Raw genomic sequence first — 17,224 nt, 5'->3', positions numbered from 1 at the left:
GATCGCCGGTGGTCGCCAATGGTGGCCAGTCGCCGAACCGCCGTTGTCAGTGCCTGCCCCTAGTCTCGAAGAGCGATGGCACAGGCATGGAGATGCAAGGGGCTGCGGTGGTCGGCGGACGGCCCCGAGCTGGCGTGGGACGGCGGTCGGCGCTCCGCGCTGACCTGGGGGAAGCGGGTGGCCTTCGGGGTCGCGGAAGGGGGAGTGCGGACATGCGTGGGAGCGCGGGGGCATGCGTGTCCGGTGCGGGCGGTCGTGCCGGGGCGGAGTACGGGGGCGCGGTGCGAGGAGTGCGCGCGGCTGGACCGGGCGCACTCGGTGGCGGCCGACACGATCGCGGACGATCCACGGCCGTACCACGTATATCTGGCGTGGTTCGGGCCCGGGATGACCAAGGTCGGAATCACCGCCCTTGAGCGCGGCTCGGCACGGCTGCTGGAACAGGGCGCGGTCTGCTTCAGCTGGCTGGGCGTCGGCCCGCTGATGGCCGCGCGGCGCACGGAGGAGCTGCTGCGGGCGGCCCTCCGGGTGCCGGACCGGATTCCCTACGTCGACAAGCGCGCCGTACGTTCCGTGCTACCGCGCTCGGCGGACGAGCGGTCGGCCGAGGTCGAGGACCTGCACGCCCGGGCCCTGACCCTCCCCGGCTGGCCGGAGTCGCTCTCCCGCGAGCCCTGCCAACCCGTCGATCACGCGGGGGTGTTCGGACTCACCGACCTGCCGACGGCCGTCGGGGAGGTGACCGAGCTTGTCGCGGGCGGGGTGGTGAGCGGGGGGTTGGTGGCGGCTGCGGGGCCGGATCTGCATCTGGCGACCGATGCCGGAGTGGTCGTGGTCGACACGCGGTTGATGACGGGCTGGGAACTGGTGCCCGCAGGCGGGGACAGTGGACTCGCCCTGCCGATAAGGGAGTTCAGGAGAGCGGAAGCAGTCGTGCAAGACGAGTTGTTCTGAGCGTGCCGCACCCGGACGCGTAACGGATCTGCCTATCACTGCCCGGGGGTTTCCTTGAGGAAGGCCGCCCAGGCTCCCGGCGATATCCGGAGTATCGACCCGTCCGCCTCCTTGGAGTCCCGGACGGCGACGCTGCCGGGGATGTTGCGGGCGACTTCGACGCATTCCTGGCCGGCGTTGCCGCCGCTGTAGCTGGACTTGACGAACTCGTATGCGGGCACGCCGACTACATCTCCTTCAGGATCCCGTCGATCAGTCTGACCGAGTTCCGCTGCGCGAGGCTCAGCCGCGTGATGCGATCGAAGAGGGCGTTGTGGTGGTCGGCATCAGTATTGCTCTCCAGCCAGACGGTCGACGAGGTGGTATCCGCGTGGACCACGTGGGCAACAACCCTGACCGCGGACGGACCATCACGAGGCGATCAACTCCCTCGCCCTCAACCCCGAACCCGACACGAGCAACAAGCTCGGTACCACCAACCTGCGGCGGCTGCGCGTCGGCGTCTACCGGGCAACGTACGAGATCGGTCTGACGGAGGGGGCTGAAGGGGCCGGGCCGCATCCGCATACCCAGGAGTTCCCTGAGACTCTCCTGTGCGTTTCTTAGGTAATTCACAGGTTTCAGAAAGCGTGTTCTCAGAGGACCCCGACATCGTGTCCACCATGACCACGACCTCGCCCCAGGGGCGCACCGAACTGCTGAGGCCGGACGGGAGCCCCGTCCGAGTGCTTGTGGTGGACGACGAGATGTCGATCACCGAACTTCTGTCGATGGCCCTTCGCTATGAGGGCTGGCAGATCCGGAGTGCGGGAGATGGCACGGGTGCCATCCAGACCGCACGCGATTTCCGGCCCGACGCCGTCGTCCTGGACATGATGCTGCCGGACATGGACGGGCTGACCGTTCTCGGGCGGCTGCGGCGGGAGCTGCCGGACGTGCCGGTGCTCTTCCTGACCGCCAAGGACGCCGTCGAGGACCGTATTGCCGGGCTCACCGCCGGTGGCGACGACTACGTCACCAAGCCGTTCAGCCTGGAGGAGGTCGTGGCCCGGCTGCGTGGGCTCATCCGGCGCTCGGGTGCGGCCGACCGGCGGTCCGACTCCGTGCTCGTCGTGGGTGACCTCACGCTCGACGAGGACAGCCACGAAGTCTCGCGGGCCGGGGAGGGCATCCACCTCACCGCCACCGAGTTCGAGCTGCTGCGCTTCCTCATGCGCAATCCGCGGCGTGTGCTCAGCAAGGCCCAGATACTCGACCGCGTGTGGTCGTACGACTTCGGCGGGCAGGCCAACGTCGTCGAGCTGTACATCTCCTACCTGCGCCGGAAGATCGACGCCGGTCGCGAGCCGATGATCCACACCCGGCGTGGTGCCGGCTATCTGATCAAGCCCGCGGCCTCATGAGCGGGCGACGACGGCCGCGTAGGCCGCAGCAGCGGCGGCGGGTAGGACAGCCGCGCACCCTGCGGACGCGGCTCGTCGTCGCGTCCGTGGTGCTGATCGCCGTGGTGTGTGCGGTGATCGGTACGGTGACGACGCTGGCGTTGCGGTCTCATCTGTACGAGCAACTGGACAAACAGCTCATCGAGGCCGCCGGCCGCGCCGCCGGCTTCGGCAAGCCACCCGGCGACGACCCCAGCAAGAACGACCCCGACGACCAGCCCAGCACGAACGACTCGCCCGCCAAGGCCACCCAGCCCTTCGACCTCGGTGAGTTCGTCAAGCGGGCCGGCGGCCCGGGGTCGTCCGGCACGGTCATCGCCCTCGTCCAGAACGGCGTCATCACCGAGGCCAAGGTCGGTGAGAAGGACGAGAACTCCGACGACATCAGCGGCATGAAGCCCAAGGACCTCACCAAGGCCCAGGAAGCGGCGCTCAACCAGGTCGCCCAGGACGACGACAAGCACACGGTCGACCTGGGCAGCCTCGGCGAGTACCGCGTCAAGTACCAGACCAGCGCCGACGGCACCCGCAGCTACTACGTCGCCATCCCCACCAAGGACGTCAGCAGCACCCTCAACACCCTCATGCTCATTGAGCTCAGCGTCACCGCCGCCGCCCTCGTAGCCGCCGGTATCGCGAGCTCGGTCCTCGTCGGCGTCGCCACCCGCCCCCTCCGCCGAGTCGCCGCCACCGCCACCCGCGTCTCCGAACTCCCCCTCCACACCGGCGAGGTCAACCTCAGCGAGCGCGTCCCCGAGTCCGAGACCGACCCGCACACCGAGGTCGGCCGGGTCGGTGCCGCGCTCAACCGCATGCTGGACCATGTCCACGGCGCTCTCCACTCCCGCCAGCAGAGCGAAATGCGCGTCCGGCAATTCGTGGCCGACGCCAGCCACGAGCTGCGCACGCCCCTCGCCTCCATCCGCGGCTACGCCGAGCTGACCAGACGCGGCAGGGAGGAGGTCGGCCCGGACACCAAGCACGCCCTCGGCCGTATCGAATCCGAGGCCGGGCGCATGACCCTCCTCGTCGAGGACCTCCTCCTGCTCGCCCGGCTCGACGCGGGACGCCCCCTCCAGTTCGAGCAGACCGACCTCATCCCGCTCGTCGTGGACACCATCAGCGACGCCCGCGCGGCCGGCCTGGACCACAACTGGCGCCTCGACCTGCCCGACGAACCTGCCCTCGTCTCCGGGGACGCGGCCCGCCTCCAGCAGGTGCTCATCAACCTGCTTGGCAACGCACGCAAGCACACTCCACCCGGTACGACCGTCACCGCCCGTGTTCAGCGGCGAGGCCCATGGATGTGCGTGGACGTGGAGGACAACGGCCAGGGCATCCCGCCCGATCTGCTCCCGCACGTCTTCGAACGGTTCGCGCGCGGCGACTCCGCGCGCTCCCGCGCCACCGGCTCGACCGGCCTCGGCCTGGCCATCGTGCAGGCCGTCGCCACCGCGCACGGCGGTGCCGTGACCGTCGACAGCGTGCCCGGACGCACCGTCTTCACGGTGCATCTGCCCGCGCTCGCGCCGCTGCCCAGCCCCGAAATGAACTGGCAACAGCACTCACAGGCACAGCACAGTGTCACCACATGGGCGGAACAGGGCGCCTGACGAAAGTCGGTTCCATGCGAACCGACCTTTCTCCCGGCACCCTGCCGGCGCGGGAGCACCTCCCGGCCGCAGCCGCCGGTACGCCTGTCCTGGACGTAGTGATCCCCGTCTACAACGAGGAGAAGGACCTCCAGCCGTGTGTGCTGAGACTGCACGAGCACCTCAAGCGCACCTTCCCGTACGCGTTCCGCATCACGATCGCGGACAACGCGTCGACGGACACCACCCCGCTGGTGGCGTCGCGGCTGGAGGCGGAGCTCGACGAGGTCAAGTCCTTCAGGCTGGAGCAGAAGGGCCGCGGCCGGGCGCTGCGGACCGTCTGGTCCGCCTCGGACTCCCCGGTCCTCGCCTACATGGACGTGGACCTGTCCACCGATCTCAACGCCCTGCTGCCGCTGGTGGCACCGCTGATCTCCGGCCACTCGGACCTCGCGATCGGCTCCCGGCTCGCCCGTAGCTCACGCGTGGTGCGCGGGCCCAAGCGGGAGTTCATCAGCCGCGCCTACAACCTCATCCTGCGCGGCTCGCTCCAGGCCCGCTTCTCGGACGCCCAGTGCGGCTTCAAGGCCATCCGCAGGGATGTGGCCCAGGTGCTGCTGCCGCTGGTGGAGGACACCGGCTGGTTCTTCGACACCGAGATGCTGGTGCTCGCCGAGCGCGCGGGCCTGCGTATCCACGAGGTGCCGGTGGACTGGGTCGACGACCCCGACTCCACGGTCCACATAGTGAAGACGGCGACCGACGACCTCAAGGGCGTGTGGCGGGTCGGCAAGGCCCTGGCCACCGGCTCGCTGCCACTGGACCGGATCACCCGCCCCTTCGGCGACGACCCGCGCGACCGCGAGATCAAGGACGTACCCAAGGGCCTGGCCCGCCAGCTCGTCGGCTTCTGTGTCGTCGGCGGCCTGTCCACCCTGTTCTACCTGCTCCTCTACAGCGGCTTCCGGGTCTTCTCCGGCTCGCAGACAGCCAACGCGCTCGCCCTGCTGGTCTCCGCGATCGCCAACACCGCGGCCAACCGGCGCCTCACCTTCGGGGTACGCGGCCGCGGCGGCGCCGTCCGGCACCAGGCGCAGGGCCTGGTCGTCTTCGGCATCGGCCTCGCCCTGACCAGCGGTTCCCTGGCCGCCCTCAACGCGGCCACGTCCGACCCCGCGCACTCCACCGAACTGGCGGTCCTCATCGCCGCCAACCTCGCGGCGACGGTGCTGCGCTTCCTCCTCTTCCGGGCGTGGGTGTTCCCGGACCGACAGGACACCCCGTCGACGGTGGTCGCCTCGCACAGCCCGTCCTCGCCGACCTACTCCACTCAGCAGCTCCCGCAGAACTACGGCCCGCTGCCGCAGCGCACACCCCAGTACACGTACGAGACCGCTCAGTTCCGCGCCGGTGAAGCCGCGGACGCCGCGAACGGCACCTGGCGGGACGCCACCATGCAGCTGCAGCCGGTGCGCCCGCACGACACCGACTCGAGGGACTCCCGATGACGATCCACTACGACCAGTCGACGCAGGACAGAGAAACGAGTCCCGACGCTTGGGGCCGACCCCCGACCGGCGCCCCGACAACCTCCCAGCCCGCCACCCCGGCCCCCGACGCCGGTGAACCCGAGCAGCCCTTCGTACGGCGGCTGTGGCGCGGTCGCCCCGAGGACCCGCGCTGGGCCCGCCCGGCCTTCCTCGGCCTCCTCCTCGCCACGCTCCTCCTCTACCTCTACAACCTGAGCGCCTCCGGCTACGCCAACTCCTTCTACTCGGCGGCCGTCCAGGCAGGCAGCCAGTCCTGGAAGGCCTTCTTCTTCGGCTCGCTGGACGCGGCCAACGCCATCACCGTCGACAAGCCGCCGGCCGCCCTGTGGCCGATGGCCCTGTCGGTGCGCCTCTTCGGCCTCCACTCCTGGGCGATCCTCCTCCCCGAGGTCCTCATGGCCGTCGGCACGGTCGCCGTCGTCTACGCGGCCGTACGCCGCCGGTTCAGCCCCGCGGCCGGCCTGATCGCGGGCGCGGTGCTCGCGCTCACCCCCGTCGCGGCGCTGATGTTCCGGTTCAACAACCCGGACGCGATGCTGGCCCTGTTGATGGCCGTGGCCTGCTACTTCGTCATCCGAGGGCTGGAGGACGGCCGTACGAAGTGGCTGGTGTGGGCGGGTGTCGCGATCGGCTTCGCGTTCCTCGCAAAGACCCTCCAGGCCTTCCTCATCCTGCCGCCGCTGGCCCTCGTCTACGGCGTCTGCGCCCCGGTGACGGTGAAGAAGCGGATCGGCCAGCTCGCCGCGGGCCTGGCCGCGATCGTCGTCTCCGGCGGCTGGTGGGTCGCCGTCGTCGAGCTGTGGCCCGCCTCCTCCCGCCCCTACATCGGCGGCTCGCAGAACAACTCCTTCCTGGAGCTGACCTTCGGCTACAACGGCCTCGGCCGGCTCAACGGCGACGAGACCGGCAGCGTCGGCGGCGGCGGTGGCGGCAACGGCGGCGGCAACTGGGGCGAGACCGGCTGGGACCGCCTGTTCAGCTCCAGCATCGGCGGCCAGATCTCCTGGCTGATCCCGGCCGCGCTGATCCTGCTGATCGCGGGCCTGGTGGCCACACTCCCCCACGCTCGAACGACCTCGCGCGGGGGGACCCCCATGGCAGGCCGTACGTCGGTGACGCGCGGTTCGTTCCTGGTCTGGGGCGGCGCGCTGATCACGACCATGCTGGTCTTCAGCTACATGCAGGGCATCTTCCACGAGTACTACACGGTGGCCCTCGCCCCCTACATCGCCCCGCTGATCGGCATGGGCGCGGCCAAGCTCTGGGAGGAGCGCGGCAAGATGTGGGCGTCGCTGTCCCTGGCGGCCGCGATGACGGCCACGGCGGTCTGGGGCTACGTCCTGCTCAACCGCTCCTCCGACTACCTGCCCTGGCTGAAGTGGCTGGTCCTGGTCGGCGGTCTGACGGCGGCGCTGGGCCTGATCTTCGCCGGCAAGCTCGGACGTCAACTGACCATGGCGGTCGTCGGCCTGGGTCTCACCGCCGCGCTGGCCGGCCCGACCGCGTACACCCTCACCACACTGAACGTGGGCCACACCGGCTCGATCGTCACCGCCGGCCCCGCTGTCGCGGGCGGCCGTGGCGGCCCCGGAGGTGGCGGCGGTGGCGGAGGCATGGGCGGCCCCGGTGGGGGCGGCATGCCCGGCCAGAACCAACAGAACCAGCAGGGTCAGAACAACCAGCAGGGTGGCCAGAGCCAGCAGAACGGCAACGGCTTCCCCGGCGGCGGCATGCCCGGCCAGCAGAACCAGCAGAACGGCAACGGCAACACCCAGAACCAGCAGGGCGGCATGCCCGGCGGCGGGAGGGGTGACGGCGGCGGTGGCGGCATGGGCGGTCTGCTCAACGGCGCCAGCGTCAGCGACGAGGCCAAGAAGCTGCTGGAGACCAACGCCGACGACTACACCTGGGTCGCCGCGGCCATCGGCGCCCAGAACGCCGCGAGCTACCAGCTCTCCACCGGCGACCCGGTCATGGCGATCGGCGGCTTCAACGGCACCGACCCGTCCCCGACGCCGGCGCAGTTCAAGAAGTACGTGGCGGAAGGCAAGATCCACTACTTCATCTCCAGCGGCTCCGGTGGCGGCGGCATGGGCGGCAGCAGCAGCGGCACGTCCTCGCAGATCACCGAGTGGGTCGAGGCCAACTTCAAGCAGGTGACGGTCGGTTCGGCGACCTTCTACGACCTGACGCAGAAGGCGAGCAGCTGACGTAACCGGTGCAGTAGCCGGTGAAGCAGCCGGAGACAAGAGGGCGGTGGCCGTGCGTGGCCACCGCCCTCTCTCCTGTCCGAGAATCTCCGTTGTACAGCGTATGGGAGGTGTTCTACGGTGTACGGCATGTCGACGTCCCCCCAGGAAAAAGCCCTCGTCCCGGCCCAGGGCGGCCACCCCCAACGCTGGCTGATCCTCGGCGTCATCTGCCTCGCCCAGCTCACCGTGCTGCTCGACAACACGATCCTGAACGTGGCCATCCCCTCGCTGACCAGCGAACTGGGCGCCGCCACCTCGGACATCCAGTGGATGATCAACGCGTACTCGCTCGTGCAGTCCGGCCTGCTGCTGACCGCGGGCAGCGCCGCCGACCGCTACGGCCGTAAGAAGATGCTGGTCACGGGCCTCGCCCTGTTCGGGATCGGCTCGCTGGTGGCGGGGCTGGCGGACAGCTCCGGCCAGCTGATCGCCGCACGGGCCGGTATGGGCGTCGGCGGCGCACTGCTGATGACCACGACGCTCGCCGTGGCGATGCAGATCTTCACCCCCGAGGAGCAGCCGAAGGCGATCGGCATCTGGGCGGCCGTGAACTCGCTGGGCTTCGCGACCGGACCGCTCATCGGCGGCTTCATGCTGAACCACTTCTGGTGGGGAGCGATCTTCCTGATCAACCTGCCGGTCGCGGCGCTCGGCCTGGTGGCCGTCGTCGCCTTGGTCCCCGAGTCGAAGAACCCGCAGGGCGACCGCCCCGACCTGTTCGGCGCCCTGTTGTCCACGATCGGCATGTCCTCGCTGGTCTTCGCGATCATCTCCGGACCCGAGCACGGCTGGACGTCCGGCCGGGTGCTGGTGTCGGCGGCCGTCGCGGTCGTGGTGCTGGCCGGCTTCGCGTACTGGGAGAGCCGGATCCCGTACCCCATGCTCGACATGCACTTCTTCAGGAACCGCCGTTTCACGGGAGCGGTGGCGGGAGCGGTGCTGATCACCTTCGGAATGGGCGGTTCGCTCTTCCTCCTCACCCAGCACATGCAGTTCGTGCTCGGCTACGGCCCGCTGGAGGCGGGGCTGCGCACGGCGCCGCTGGCGTTGATGATCGTGGTGCTGAACTTCACCGGTCTGTCGGCCAAGTGGTCGGGCAGGCTCGGGACTCCCGTCTCCATCGGGCTGGGCATGACGGCGATGGCCGCCGGCCTCGTCTCGATCGCGACGCTCACCGAGCACGGGTATCCGGGCACGTTGCTGGGCCTGGTGCTCATCGGCGCGGGCGCCGCGATCGCCAGCCCGGCGATGGCGCACGCGATCATGAGCTCGATTCCGCCGGAGAAGGCCGGGGTCGGCGCCGGCATCAACGGCACGGTGGCGGAGTTCGGGCAGGGGCTGGGCGTCGCGGTGCTCGGGGCGGTGCTCAACTCCCGCTTCGCCGCGCTGATTCCGGTGGCGGCGAGTTCCCTGCCGGGGGCGTTGGCTGGGGCAGGGTCGGTGGAGGAGAGGGCACGTATTACTGACGCCTTCGCCTCCGGGCTGGAGACCAGTCAGTTGGTGGGGGCGGTGGCTGTGCTGGCCGGGGGTGTGGTCGCTGCGGCGTTGCTTCGGCGTGCTGAGCGGGCAGAGTCCGCCTAGGAGCTCGGGGCATACGGTTGGAGGGCGACTGCGGGGCCGTTGTGGCTGGTCGTGCCCACGCGGCGGAGCCGCAAAATGAGTACAGCCCCGCGCCCCTGAAGGGGCGCGTCCCGTGACCGGCGTTTCGAATGTCTAGGAAGGGTGCGCGATGGTGAGGGCAGCCCGGCAGTCCGCGCGGACCAGCGTCTGGCTGGAGGGCAAAGAGCGTCGAGGTGGGCGCGGCGGGGGCCAGCCCTCCGGGCTCGACCGTGACCGCATCACCGCGGCCACCGTCCGGTTGCTGGACGCCGACGGGCTGGCCAAGTTCTCCATGCGGCGGCTTGCCGCCGAGCTGAACGTGACCGCGATGTCCGTCTACTGGTACGTCGACACCAAGGACGACCTCCTCGAACTCGCTCTCGACGCCGCGTTCGGCGAACTGACGCTGCCGGACCCGGAGGCGGACGAGGACTGGCACGACCAGCTGCGCGCACTGGCCCGCGGCTACCGCGACCTGCTGGTCCGTCACCCCTGGCTGTCGCCGCTGATCGGCACGTACATCAACATCGGCCCGAACAGCCTCGCCTTCTCCCGCCACGTCCAGCGAGTCATCCGCAAGACCGGCCTGCCCGCGCACGGCCTGGTCGCCGCCATCTCCGCCGTCTTCCAGTTCGTGTACGGCTTCGGCACGATCGAGGGCCATTTCATCGCCCGCAGCACGGCGTTCGGCATGACCCCGGACGCCTACTTCCAGCACGCCATGACCACGGTGACACAGGCCCCGGAAGCCGCCGAGATGGTCCAGGAGTCCGCAGAACTCATGGAGGCCCGCGGCGGCGACACGGTCGAGGAGATGTGGGAACGGGACTTCGAGTTCGCCCTGGACCTACTGGTCGCCGGCATCGAGACGATGGTGACGCGAACCAAGGACAACTAAGAGCCCCCTCCTTCCAGCGCCGGCCCAGGCATTCCAGCCCGTCCGGTGTTTGAGGACGAGGCCGTCACCATCCCGATCCCCCACCCACCCGCTGGGGGCTTCGCTTCTCAGCGCCGGCCAGCATCATCCAGCCCGTCCGGCGTTTGAGGACGAGGCCCCTTCAGGGCCGAAGCGGGGGTCTGGGGGCGGCAGCCCCCAGAAGGCGGGGTCGAAGGGGCGGCAGCCCCTGGAGGACGGGACGGGTAGGGGCGGCGGGGGCGAGAAACGCAGGCCTCGCACTCACCCCTGCGGAACAAGCCGCGCCGGGAACCCACCCGTCGCCACCGGCCCCCACTTCTCCGGCGTGACCCGAATGATCGACTTCCCCTGCTTCACCATCGCCGCCCGGTACTCGTCCCAGTCCGGATGCTCCCCGGCGATGTTCCGGTAGTACTCCACGAGCGGCTCCACGGACTCCGGCGAGTCGATGACCTCGGCGGCACCGTCGATCTGCACCCACGGCCCGTTCCAGTCGTCGCTCAGCACGATCAGGCTCACCCGCGCATCCCGCTTGGCGTTCCGCGTCTTGGCCCGCTCGGGATACGTGGACACCACGATCCGCCCCGAGTCGTCGACCCCACAGGTCAACGGCGAGGCCTGCGGGCCCCCGTCCGCCCGCCGGGTGAGCAGGATGGCGCGATGACGGGGACGTACGAAGTCGAGCAGCTCGTCGAGCGATACGCGCGTATTGGTCGCGATGTTCGGTGCCATGGCGTCAGCCTAGGGCCGGGTCAGCCCGCTCAGCGTGACCCTGCCGTGCTTACCCTCGCTTCTCACCCATGCTTCTCACCCATGGCTTCTCCCTCGCTCACCCTTGCGGCAAAGACTCCCCCTGCACCGCCTGGATGTCCAGCTCCACCTTCAGCGTCGTACCGATGGCCGCGATGCCCGCCTGCACCACCTGGTTGTAGTTCATGGCGAAGTCGTCCCGATGCAGTTCCGCCGTCGCCCGGAACGCCGCCCGCGTCCCGCCCCACGGGTCGGCCCCCGTACCGAGATAGGCCAGGTCCAGGTCCACGGGCCGTACGACACCGTGCATGCCCAGCTCGCCATGCACCGTCCAGCGATCCGAGCCCGTGGCCGCCGTGACCCCCGTCGACCGATACGTGATCTCGGGATACTTCTCCACGTCCAGGAAGTCCGCCGACTTCAAGTGCCCGTCCCGCATCGCGTTCCCCGTGTCGATCGAGTCGGCCCGGATCACCGCCTCCACCCGGGACTTGGTGACGTCGTCCGGCGCGATCTCGATGGCCGCGGCGAAGTCCGTGAACCGCCCGTGCACGCTGGAGATCCCCAGGTGCTGGGCCACCGCACCCACCGTGGAGTGCGCCGGGTCCACGGTCCAGGGACCCGGCGGCGGCAGCTCGGTCCCGCCCTGCCGGGCCAGCGTCACCGTGCCGACCTCGGCCCGCCCGCTCGCCGTGACGATCGCACTCGCGGCGGCGGGCGCGTAGCCGACGGCGGTGACGATGACGGTGTACGCCCCCGGGGGGAGGGGATTCGCGTCCCGTACGGCCCCCTCCGCGTCGGCCTCCGCCCGAAGCACCTGCGCGCCGGTCATGTCGGTCACCGTGACGACCGCGTGCGACACGGCCCATCCGTCCCGGGTGCGGATCCTCGCGGTCAGTCCCGTCAGCCCCATCCCGTCCAACTCCCTGCAAAGACTTACAAATTGGCCATAAAAGAAGCCGACCCGTGGCGGGCGGACACACCTCCGCTCAGAGCGCGCCGCCCGCCACGGGCCGGGGTTTGTGTTACTCGCCGGGGTGGGCGAGTTCGATGTCGTGGTCGTCGACGCCGCGGCCGGTCACCGTCAGGGCCGTGGCCACCGGCGGGTAACCCGTCGCGATGACCGTGTACTCGCCGCCGTCCAGGTCGGTGAAGGCGTACGCCCCGTCTGGACCGGTCGTCGCCGTGCCCACGACGTTGCCCGCCGCGTCGACCAGGGTCACCCGGGCGTCGGCCAGCGCGCCGTACGGTGCCCGGACCACGCCCTGGACCTGGGCGCCCGACTCGAGGTCGACCTCGATCCGGGTGACCCCGGTGCCGCCGATCTCGACGGGCAGGGCGCGCGGCCGGAACCCGGCGGCGTTCACCGCGACGGTCACGGCACCCGGCACCAGCTCGGCGAAGCTGAACTCGCCCTGCTCACCGGTGGCGGCGGTGGCCAGCAGATCGCCGCGCACATCGGTGACGATCACCATCGCGTCCTTGACCGGCAGCGCGCTCTGCGCCGTCCGGACGACGCCGCTCAGGCCGCTGGTGCCGCTGAGCAGGACGTCGTACGACACCGGCTCGTCGCCGTTCACGACGATCGTGGAGGCCTGCGGCTGGAAGCCGTCGGCGGAGGCGATCAGGACGTACGAACCCGCACCCGGCGCGTCGACCGCGTACGAACCGTCGGCCTGCGCCACCGACCGGCCCAGCTGCCGACCGGCGAGCGAGATCAGCGTGACCGCCGCCTGCGGCACGGGCGCGCTCTCGGCGCCCCGCACGAAGCCGCGGACCGGGACGCCGCCGGACGCGCCGGTGGTCTCCTCGGGGCGGGCCACCGTGGCGACGGCGGCGAGCTTCTGGGTGCCGTCGGGAGCGGCCTCGGTGTCGGAGGTGGCGGCGGCCCAGCTCGGGACCCGCTCCTGTGCGGCGGCCGGCGCGGCAGCCTCGGCGGGCTGCGGCGTCGCGGGCTCACTGCCCTCGGCGGCCTGGGCCAGGGCGCCCTTCGTCTTCAACGGGACCTCCTTGATGAACAGGGCGAACAGGAGGGCGAGGAAGGCGATCGGCGCGGCGTACAGGAAGACGTCCGCGACGCCGTGGCCGTACGCGCTCTCGATGACCGTGCGGACGGGGGCGGGCAGCGCGTCGAGGTCCGGGATCTCCCCGTGGCCCGAGGAGCCCTGTACGCCGAGCTTGGCGAGGCCCTCCTCGGCGTAGTGGGTGATGCGGTGGCTCAGGACCGCGCCGAGGGCCGAGACGCCCATGGCGCCGCCCAGGGACCGGAAGAAGTTCACCACCGAGCTGGCGGCGCCCAGGTCGCTCGGGTCCACCTGGTTCTGCGTGGCCAGGACCAGGTTCTGCATCATCATGCCGACGCCGAGACCCAGCAGGGCCATGAAGATCGCGACGTGCCAGTACTCGGTGTCGTAGCGGATCGTGCCCAGCAGTCCGAGGCCCGCCGTCACCAGCACACCGCCGGCGAGCAGCCAGGCCTTCCAGCGGCCGGTGCGGGTGATGACCTGGCCGGAGACGGTCGACGAGATGAACAGGCCGACGATCATCGGGATGGTCAGGACGCCGGACATGGTCGGCGACTCGTTGCGGGCCAGCTGGAAGTACTGGCTGAAGAAGATCGTGCCCGCGAACATCGCGATGCCGACGAAGAGGGAGGCCAGCGAGGCGAGGGTGATGGTGCGGTTGCGGAACAGGCGCAGCGGGATGATCGGCTCGCTCGCCTTGGACTCGACGAAGATGAAGATCAGCAGCAGCGCGAGCGCGCCACCCGTCATCGCGTACGTCTGACCGGACACCCAGTCGTACTTGTCACCGGCGAAGGTCACCCAGACCAGCAGCAGGCAGACCGCGGCGGTGATGAAGAAGGCGCCCGCCCAGTCGACCTTGACCTTCCGGCGCACGACCGGGAGGTGCAGGGTGCGCTGGAGCACGATCAGGGCGATGACGGCGAAGGGCACGCCGACGTAGAAGCACCAGCGCCAGCCGAGCCAGTCGGTGTCGGTGATGACGCCGCCGATCAGCGGGCCGCCGACCATCGCGGTGGCGAAGGTGGCGCCGAGGTAGCCGTTGTAGCGGCCGCGCTCACGCGGGGAGATCATCGCGGCCAGGATGATCTGGGCCAGCGACGACAGACCGCCCATGCCGATGCCCTGCACAGCGCGGAACGCGATGAGCATCCCGGCGTTCTGCGAGAGACCGGCCAGCGCGGAGCCGGCCACGAAGATGACGAGGGCCAGCTGTATCAGCAGCTTCTTGGAGAACAGGTCGGCGAGCTTGCCCCACAGCGGGGTGGACGCGGTCATCGCCAGCAGCGACGCGGTGACCACCCAGGTGTAGGCGCTCTGGCCGCCGCCGAGGTCCTTGATGATGTCGGGCAGGGCGTTGGAGACGATCGTCGACGACAGGATCGCCACGAACATGCCGAGCAGCAGCCCGGTCAGCGCTTCCATGATCTGCCGGTGCGACATCGGAGCGCCGTCGGCGGACGGCCCTCCTGAGTGCTTGGCGTGGGCCCGCACACCGGCTGGTGTGGTCGTTGCCATGGGCTTCCTTCTCTTACGGCTCTTACTGGGTGATCGCGGGTGTACGGCAGTCGTCAAAGCTGGCCCTCAGCCGGGCCATGAGTCGGGTGAGCGCGGCGACGTCGTCGTCGGTCCAGTCGCTCAGCCGCTCGGCGAGCAGCTGCGTGGTCCGCCGGGACATCTCCCGCACCCGGCCCTCACCGGCCGGGGTGAGGCGGAGGATGCGGCTTCGCTTGTCCGCCGGGTCGGGGGAGCGCTCGATCCAGCCGCGCTCGGCGACGTGGGCGACATGGCGGCTGGTGACCGACATGTCCACGGCGAGCAGCTCCGCGAGCTTGCTCATGCGCATCTCCCCGTGGCGGGCCAGCAACGTCAGTACGGCGGCGGAACCGGAGGGGCAGTCGGACGGCAGCGTCCGTCCCATCTCCCGTTTCACGGCGCCGAAGGCGCTGAACTGGCGCACCAGCTCCTCGTACTGCGCCTGCTCGGCCATCACACCTCCGTCATTTGTTGCTTAGGGCAACCATAGGAGTTATTGGTTGCTACAGGCAAACAAAACGGGCTTCGCGTGCCGCAAAAACTTGGCAAAGGCAAGTATTGCGACCGTAAATGTGCAGGTGGGGTGGGTCCTGTGACCCCCTGTGCAGGGCGGGAGCCCCCACTTGGGCCGAACGGGCGGATTCGCTAGGGTCTCAGGCCATGGCTAACACCCAGGGCCCCCAGGGCAACCACGACCCCGCCGGCAACACCCAGATGTTCCGCGCGTTCGTCGACGAGGCCCCGCAGGGCCGGCAGCAGCAGGCCTCCTCCGGCCCGCGCCTCGGTCTGATCGTCGGCGTGATCGCCGCCGTGGTGATCGTGGCGGCGGTGGCCTGGCTGGCGCTCAAGTAGTCGCTGCCCAGTTCACTTCCACGTTCACTTCCACCGGACGGTGACGTCCCGCGTCTCGATGTGCATGCCGAGCGGCACGCGCCAGGCGTCGACGCACACCGTCCAGGTCTTCTCCTTGCGCGCCCCGGCCCCGATCGGCGCCGGGAGTTCCTCCGTCGACTCCACCGTCGTCCAGTCGATGCCGAGCGCGCCGATGACGTGGGTGCCGAAGGTGACGGTGCCCGAGCGCACGGCCGTGCCGCCCGCGTTGTGGAAGTCGAGGGTCACCTTCTCGCACCAGCGCTTGTCGGTGGGCTCCCGATCGGGGGCGCTCACGGTGAGCTTCGCGGGCGACGGGGTGGTCGCGGGGGCCGAGGGTACGGGTGAACTGCCCGGCGGTGCGGCGGAGTCAGCCGGCGTGACTGCGGGGGCAGGGGTGTCGCTCGGGCGTTGCTGAGCAGGGCTCCGCATTCCCTCGCGCTCCGTTCCCCCGGGGGAAACCGGCCCCTGACTCTTCTCCCGTCCAGGGGAGTTGCTCCACTCGCCGCCACCGCTCTGCGGCTCGTCGAGCGGCACCAGTGTCACCTCACCCGTCGGCGCGACCGCCGTACCGGACACCCTCGGTGGGCCGCCCGCCGCCCCCGTCGCGACGTACCCGTCACCGCCTCCGCCGCCTCCGCATGCGGCCAGCGCCCCGCCCAGACAGACGACGGCCGCCGACGCGCCCAGCAGGGCGCACCGACGGCCATGTGTCCATGTCGTCCATGGTGAGCGAAGCATCCGGCCATGGTGGCTGACGCTCCGTCAAATATGAAGGGGACGGAAGGGGTCAGTCGGAGATCAGGCCCTCGCGCAGCTGCGCCAGTGTCCGGGTCAGCAGTCGGGAGACGTGCATCTGGGAGATGCCGACCTCCTCGCCGATCTGCGACTGGGTCATGTTGGCGAAGAAGCGCAGCATGATGATCCGGCGCTCGCGGGGCGGGAGTTTGGCGAGGAGGGGCTTGAGGGACTCGCGGTACTCGACACCCTCCAGTGCGGTGTCCTCGTAGCCGAGCCGGTCGGCCAGGGAGCCCTCGCCGCCGTCGTCCTCCGGGGCCGGGGAGTCCAGCGAGGAGGCCGTGTACGCGTTGCCGACCGCGAGGCCGTCGACGACGTCCTCCTCGGACACGCCGAGCGCGGCGGCGAGTTCGGTGACGGTCGGGGAGCGGTCGAGCTTCTGGGAGAGCTCGTCGCTGGTCTTGGTGAGGGCCAGCCGCAGTTCCTGGAGCCGGCGCGGGACGCGCACCGACCACGAGGTGTCGCGGAAGAACCGCTTGATCTCGCCCACGACCGTCGGCATCGCGAACGTCGGGAACTCCACGCCCCGTTCGCAGTCGAAGCGGTCGATCGCCTTGATCAGGCCGATGGTGCCGACCTGGACGATGTCCTCCATCGGCTCGTTGCGCGAGCGGAAGCGGGCCGCCGCGTAGCGCACCAGCGGGAGGTTGAGCTCGATCAGGGTGTCCCGGACGTATGCGCGCTCGGGGCTGTTCTCGTCCAGGGCGGCGAGCCGCAGGAACAGGGAGCGGGAAAGGGTGCGGGTGTCGATATTCGCCGTGGTCGGCCAAGCCGGGACGTCATCGGCCGGGACGGCCGGTGCCGGAACGGCCTCGAGGGCCGGTACGTCGTCGAGCGCGGCGTCGGGCGCGGACTCGCTCTTCGTGAGCGTGAGCACCTTCGAGCTGCCCTGGTCTGCGGACATGCCACCCCCTTTGGGTCGCGGGACGGTCGTGGCGAAC

At 70.2% G+C, this 17,224-nt stretch carries 16 protein-coding genes; 8 read left to right on the top strand and 8 right to left on the bottom strand.

Translation table 11 applies throughout. The features are described from left to right. Nucleotides 1-75: 75 nt before the first annotated feature. Nucleotides 76-954 carry a DUF2797 domain-containing protein gene (locus EHO50_RS36090; RefSeq protein WP_128435451.1) on the top strand — a complete coding sequence of 293 codons (879 nt, stop codon included), beginning with the start codon at nucleotides 76-78 and terminating at the stop codon, nucleotides 952-954. 35 nt (nucleotides 955-989) lie between these two features. On the opposite strand, the gene EHO50_RS36085 is transcribed toward EHO50_RS36090, so the two are convergent. Both EHO50_RS36085 and EHO50_RS36080 read right to left on the bottom strand, forming a co-directional pair. Then, entirely contained in the window at nucleotides 990-1,175 is a 186-nt protein-coding gene (locus EHO50_RS36085) for a DUF397 domain-containing protein (RefSeq protein WP_128435450.1), read from the bottom strand. A gap of 5 nt (nucleotides 1,176-1,180) precedes the next feature. After that, nucleotides 1,181-1,333, bottom strand: a complete 153-nt coding sequence (locus EHO50_RS36080) for a hypothetical protein (protein ID WP_246101736.1) — start codon at nucleotides 1,331-1,333, stop codon at nucleotides 1,181-1,183. 283 nt (nucleotides 1,334-1,616) lie between these two features. Between EHO50_RS36080 and EHO50_RS36075 the strand changes: the two genes are divergently transcribed. From EHO50_RS36075 to EHO50_RS36050, 6 genes are all read left to right on the top strand, one after another. Continuing rightward, entirely contained in the window at nucleotides 1,617-2,357 is a 741-nt protein-coding gene (locus tag EHO50_RS36075) for a response regulator transcription factor (protein ID WP_164905048.1), read from the top strand. After that, complete coding sequence (locus EHO50_RS36070) at nucleotides 2,354-4,009, top strand: sensor histidine kinase (RefSeq protein ID WP_128435448.1); 1,656 nt, start codon at nucleotides 2,354-2,356, stop codon at nucleotides 4,007-4,009. The genes EHO50_RS36075 and EHO50_RS36070 overlap by 4 nt, the downstream gene beginning before the upstream one ends. Nucleotides 4,010-4,023: 14 nt before the next feature. After that, complete coding sequence (locus EHO50_RS36065; protein WP_128435447.1) at nucleotides 4,024-5,496, top strand: bifunctional glycosyltransferase family 2/GtrA family protein; 1,473 nt, start codon at nucleotides 4,024-4,026, stop codon at nucleotides 5,494-5,496. Then, on the top strand, nucleotides 5,493-7,748 hold the full coding sequence (locus EHO50_RS36060; RefSeq protein WP_128435446.1) for an ArnT family glycosyltransferase: 2,256 nt from the start codon (nucleotides 5,493-5,495) through the stop codon (nucleotides 7,746-7,748). Before EHO50_RS36065 ends, EHO50_RS36060 begins: the two co-directional genes overlap by 4 nt. Before the next feature lie 129 nt (nucleotides 7,749-7,877). Then, entirely contained in the window at nucleotides 7,878-9,371 is a 1,494-nt protein-coding gene (locus tag EHO50_RS36055; protein WP_128435445.1) for an MFS transporter, read from the top strand. A gap of 148 nt (nucleotides 9,372-9,519) precedes the next feature. Continuing rightward, the gene (locus tag EHO50_RS36050; RefSeq protein ID WP_128435444.1) at nucleotides 9,520-10,287 is read left to right on the top strand and encodes a TetR/AcrR family transcriptional regulator; all 768 of its coding nucleotides are present in this window, start codon (nucleotides 9,520-9,522) and stop codon (nucleotides 10,285-10,287) included. Between the two features lie 279 nt (nucleotides 10,288-10,566). Here EHO50_RS36050 and EHO50_RS36040 read toward each other — a convergent pair whose 3' ends face one another. From EHO50_RS36040 to EHO50_RS36025, 4 genes are all read right to left on the bottom strand, one after another. Then, nucleotides 10,567-11,037, bottom strand: a complete 471-nt coding sequence (locus EHO50_RS36040) for a PPOX class F420-dependent oxidoreductase (RefSeq protein WP_128435443.1) — start codon at nucleotides 11,035-11,037, stop codon at nucleotides 10,567-10,569. Nucleotides 11,038-11,134: 97 nt separating this feature from the next. After that, entirely contained in the window at nucleotides 11,135-11,968 is an 834-nt protein-coding gene (locus EHO50_RS36035) for a YceI family protein (protein WP_128435442.1), read from the bottom strand. Nucleotides 11,969-12,080: 112 nt separating this feature from the next. Next, nucleotides 12,081-14,522, bottom strand: coding sequence for an MFS transporter (locus EHO50_RS36030; protein WP_164905059.1), 2,442 nt, complete (start codon nucleotides 14,520-14,522; stop codon nucleotides 12,081-12,083). A 97-nt stretch (nucleotides 14,523-14,619) separates the two neighbouring features. Beyond that, a complete protein-coding gene (locus EHO50_RS36025) occupies nucleotides 14,620-15,069 on the bottom strand; it encodes a MarR family winged helix-turn-helix transcriptional regulator (protein WP_128435440.1) in 450 nt (149 codons plus the stop codon). A 206-nt stretch (nucleotides 15,070-15,275) separates the two neighbouring features. Between EHO50_RS36025 and EHO50_RS36020 the strand changes: the two genes are divergently transcribed. Continuing rightward, nucleotides 15,276-15,467 carry a hypothetical protein gene (locus tag EHO50_RS36020; protein WP_128435439.1) on the top strand — a complete coding sequence of 64 codons (192 nt, stop codon included), beginning with the start codon at nucleotides 15,276-15,278 and terminating at the stop codon, nucleotides 15,465-15,467. Between the two features lie 24 nt (nucleotides 15,468-15,491). On the opposite strand, the gene EHO50_RS36015 is transcribed toward EHO50_RS36020, so the two are convergent. Further along, entirely contained in the window at nucleotides 15,492-16,226 is a 735-nt protein-coding gene (locus tag EHO50_RS36015; RefSeq protein WP_128435438.1) for a hypothetical protein, read from the bottom strand. 49 nt (nucleotides 16,227-16,275) lie between these two features. After that, nucleotides 16,276-17,187 carry an RNA polymerase sigma factor SigF gene (locus EHO50_RS36010; protein ID WP_128435437.1) on the bottom strand — a complete coding sequence of 304 codons (912 nt, stop codon included), beginning with the start codon at nucleotides 17,185-17,187 and terminating at the stop codon, nucleotides 16,276-16,278. Nucleotides 17,188-17,224: the final 37 nt, after the last annotated feature.

It is taken from the genome of Streptomyces cyaneus, assembly GCF_004028635.1.
In the GTDB taxonomy this organism is placed as follows: Bacteria; Actinomycetota; Actinomycetes; order Streptomycetales; family Streptomycetaceae; genus Streptomyces; species Streptomyces cyaneus.
This window is presented reverse-complemented; position numbering and strand designations above follow the sequence as displayed.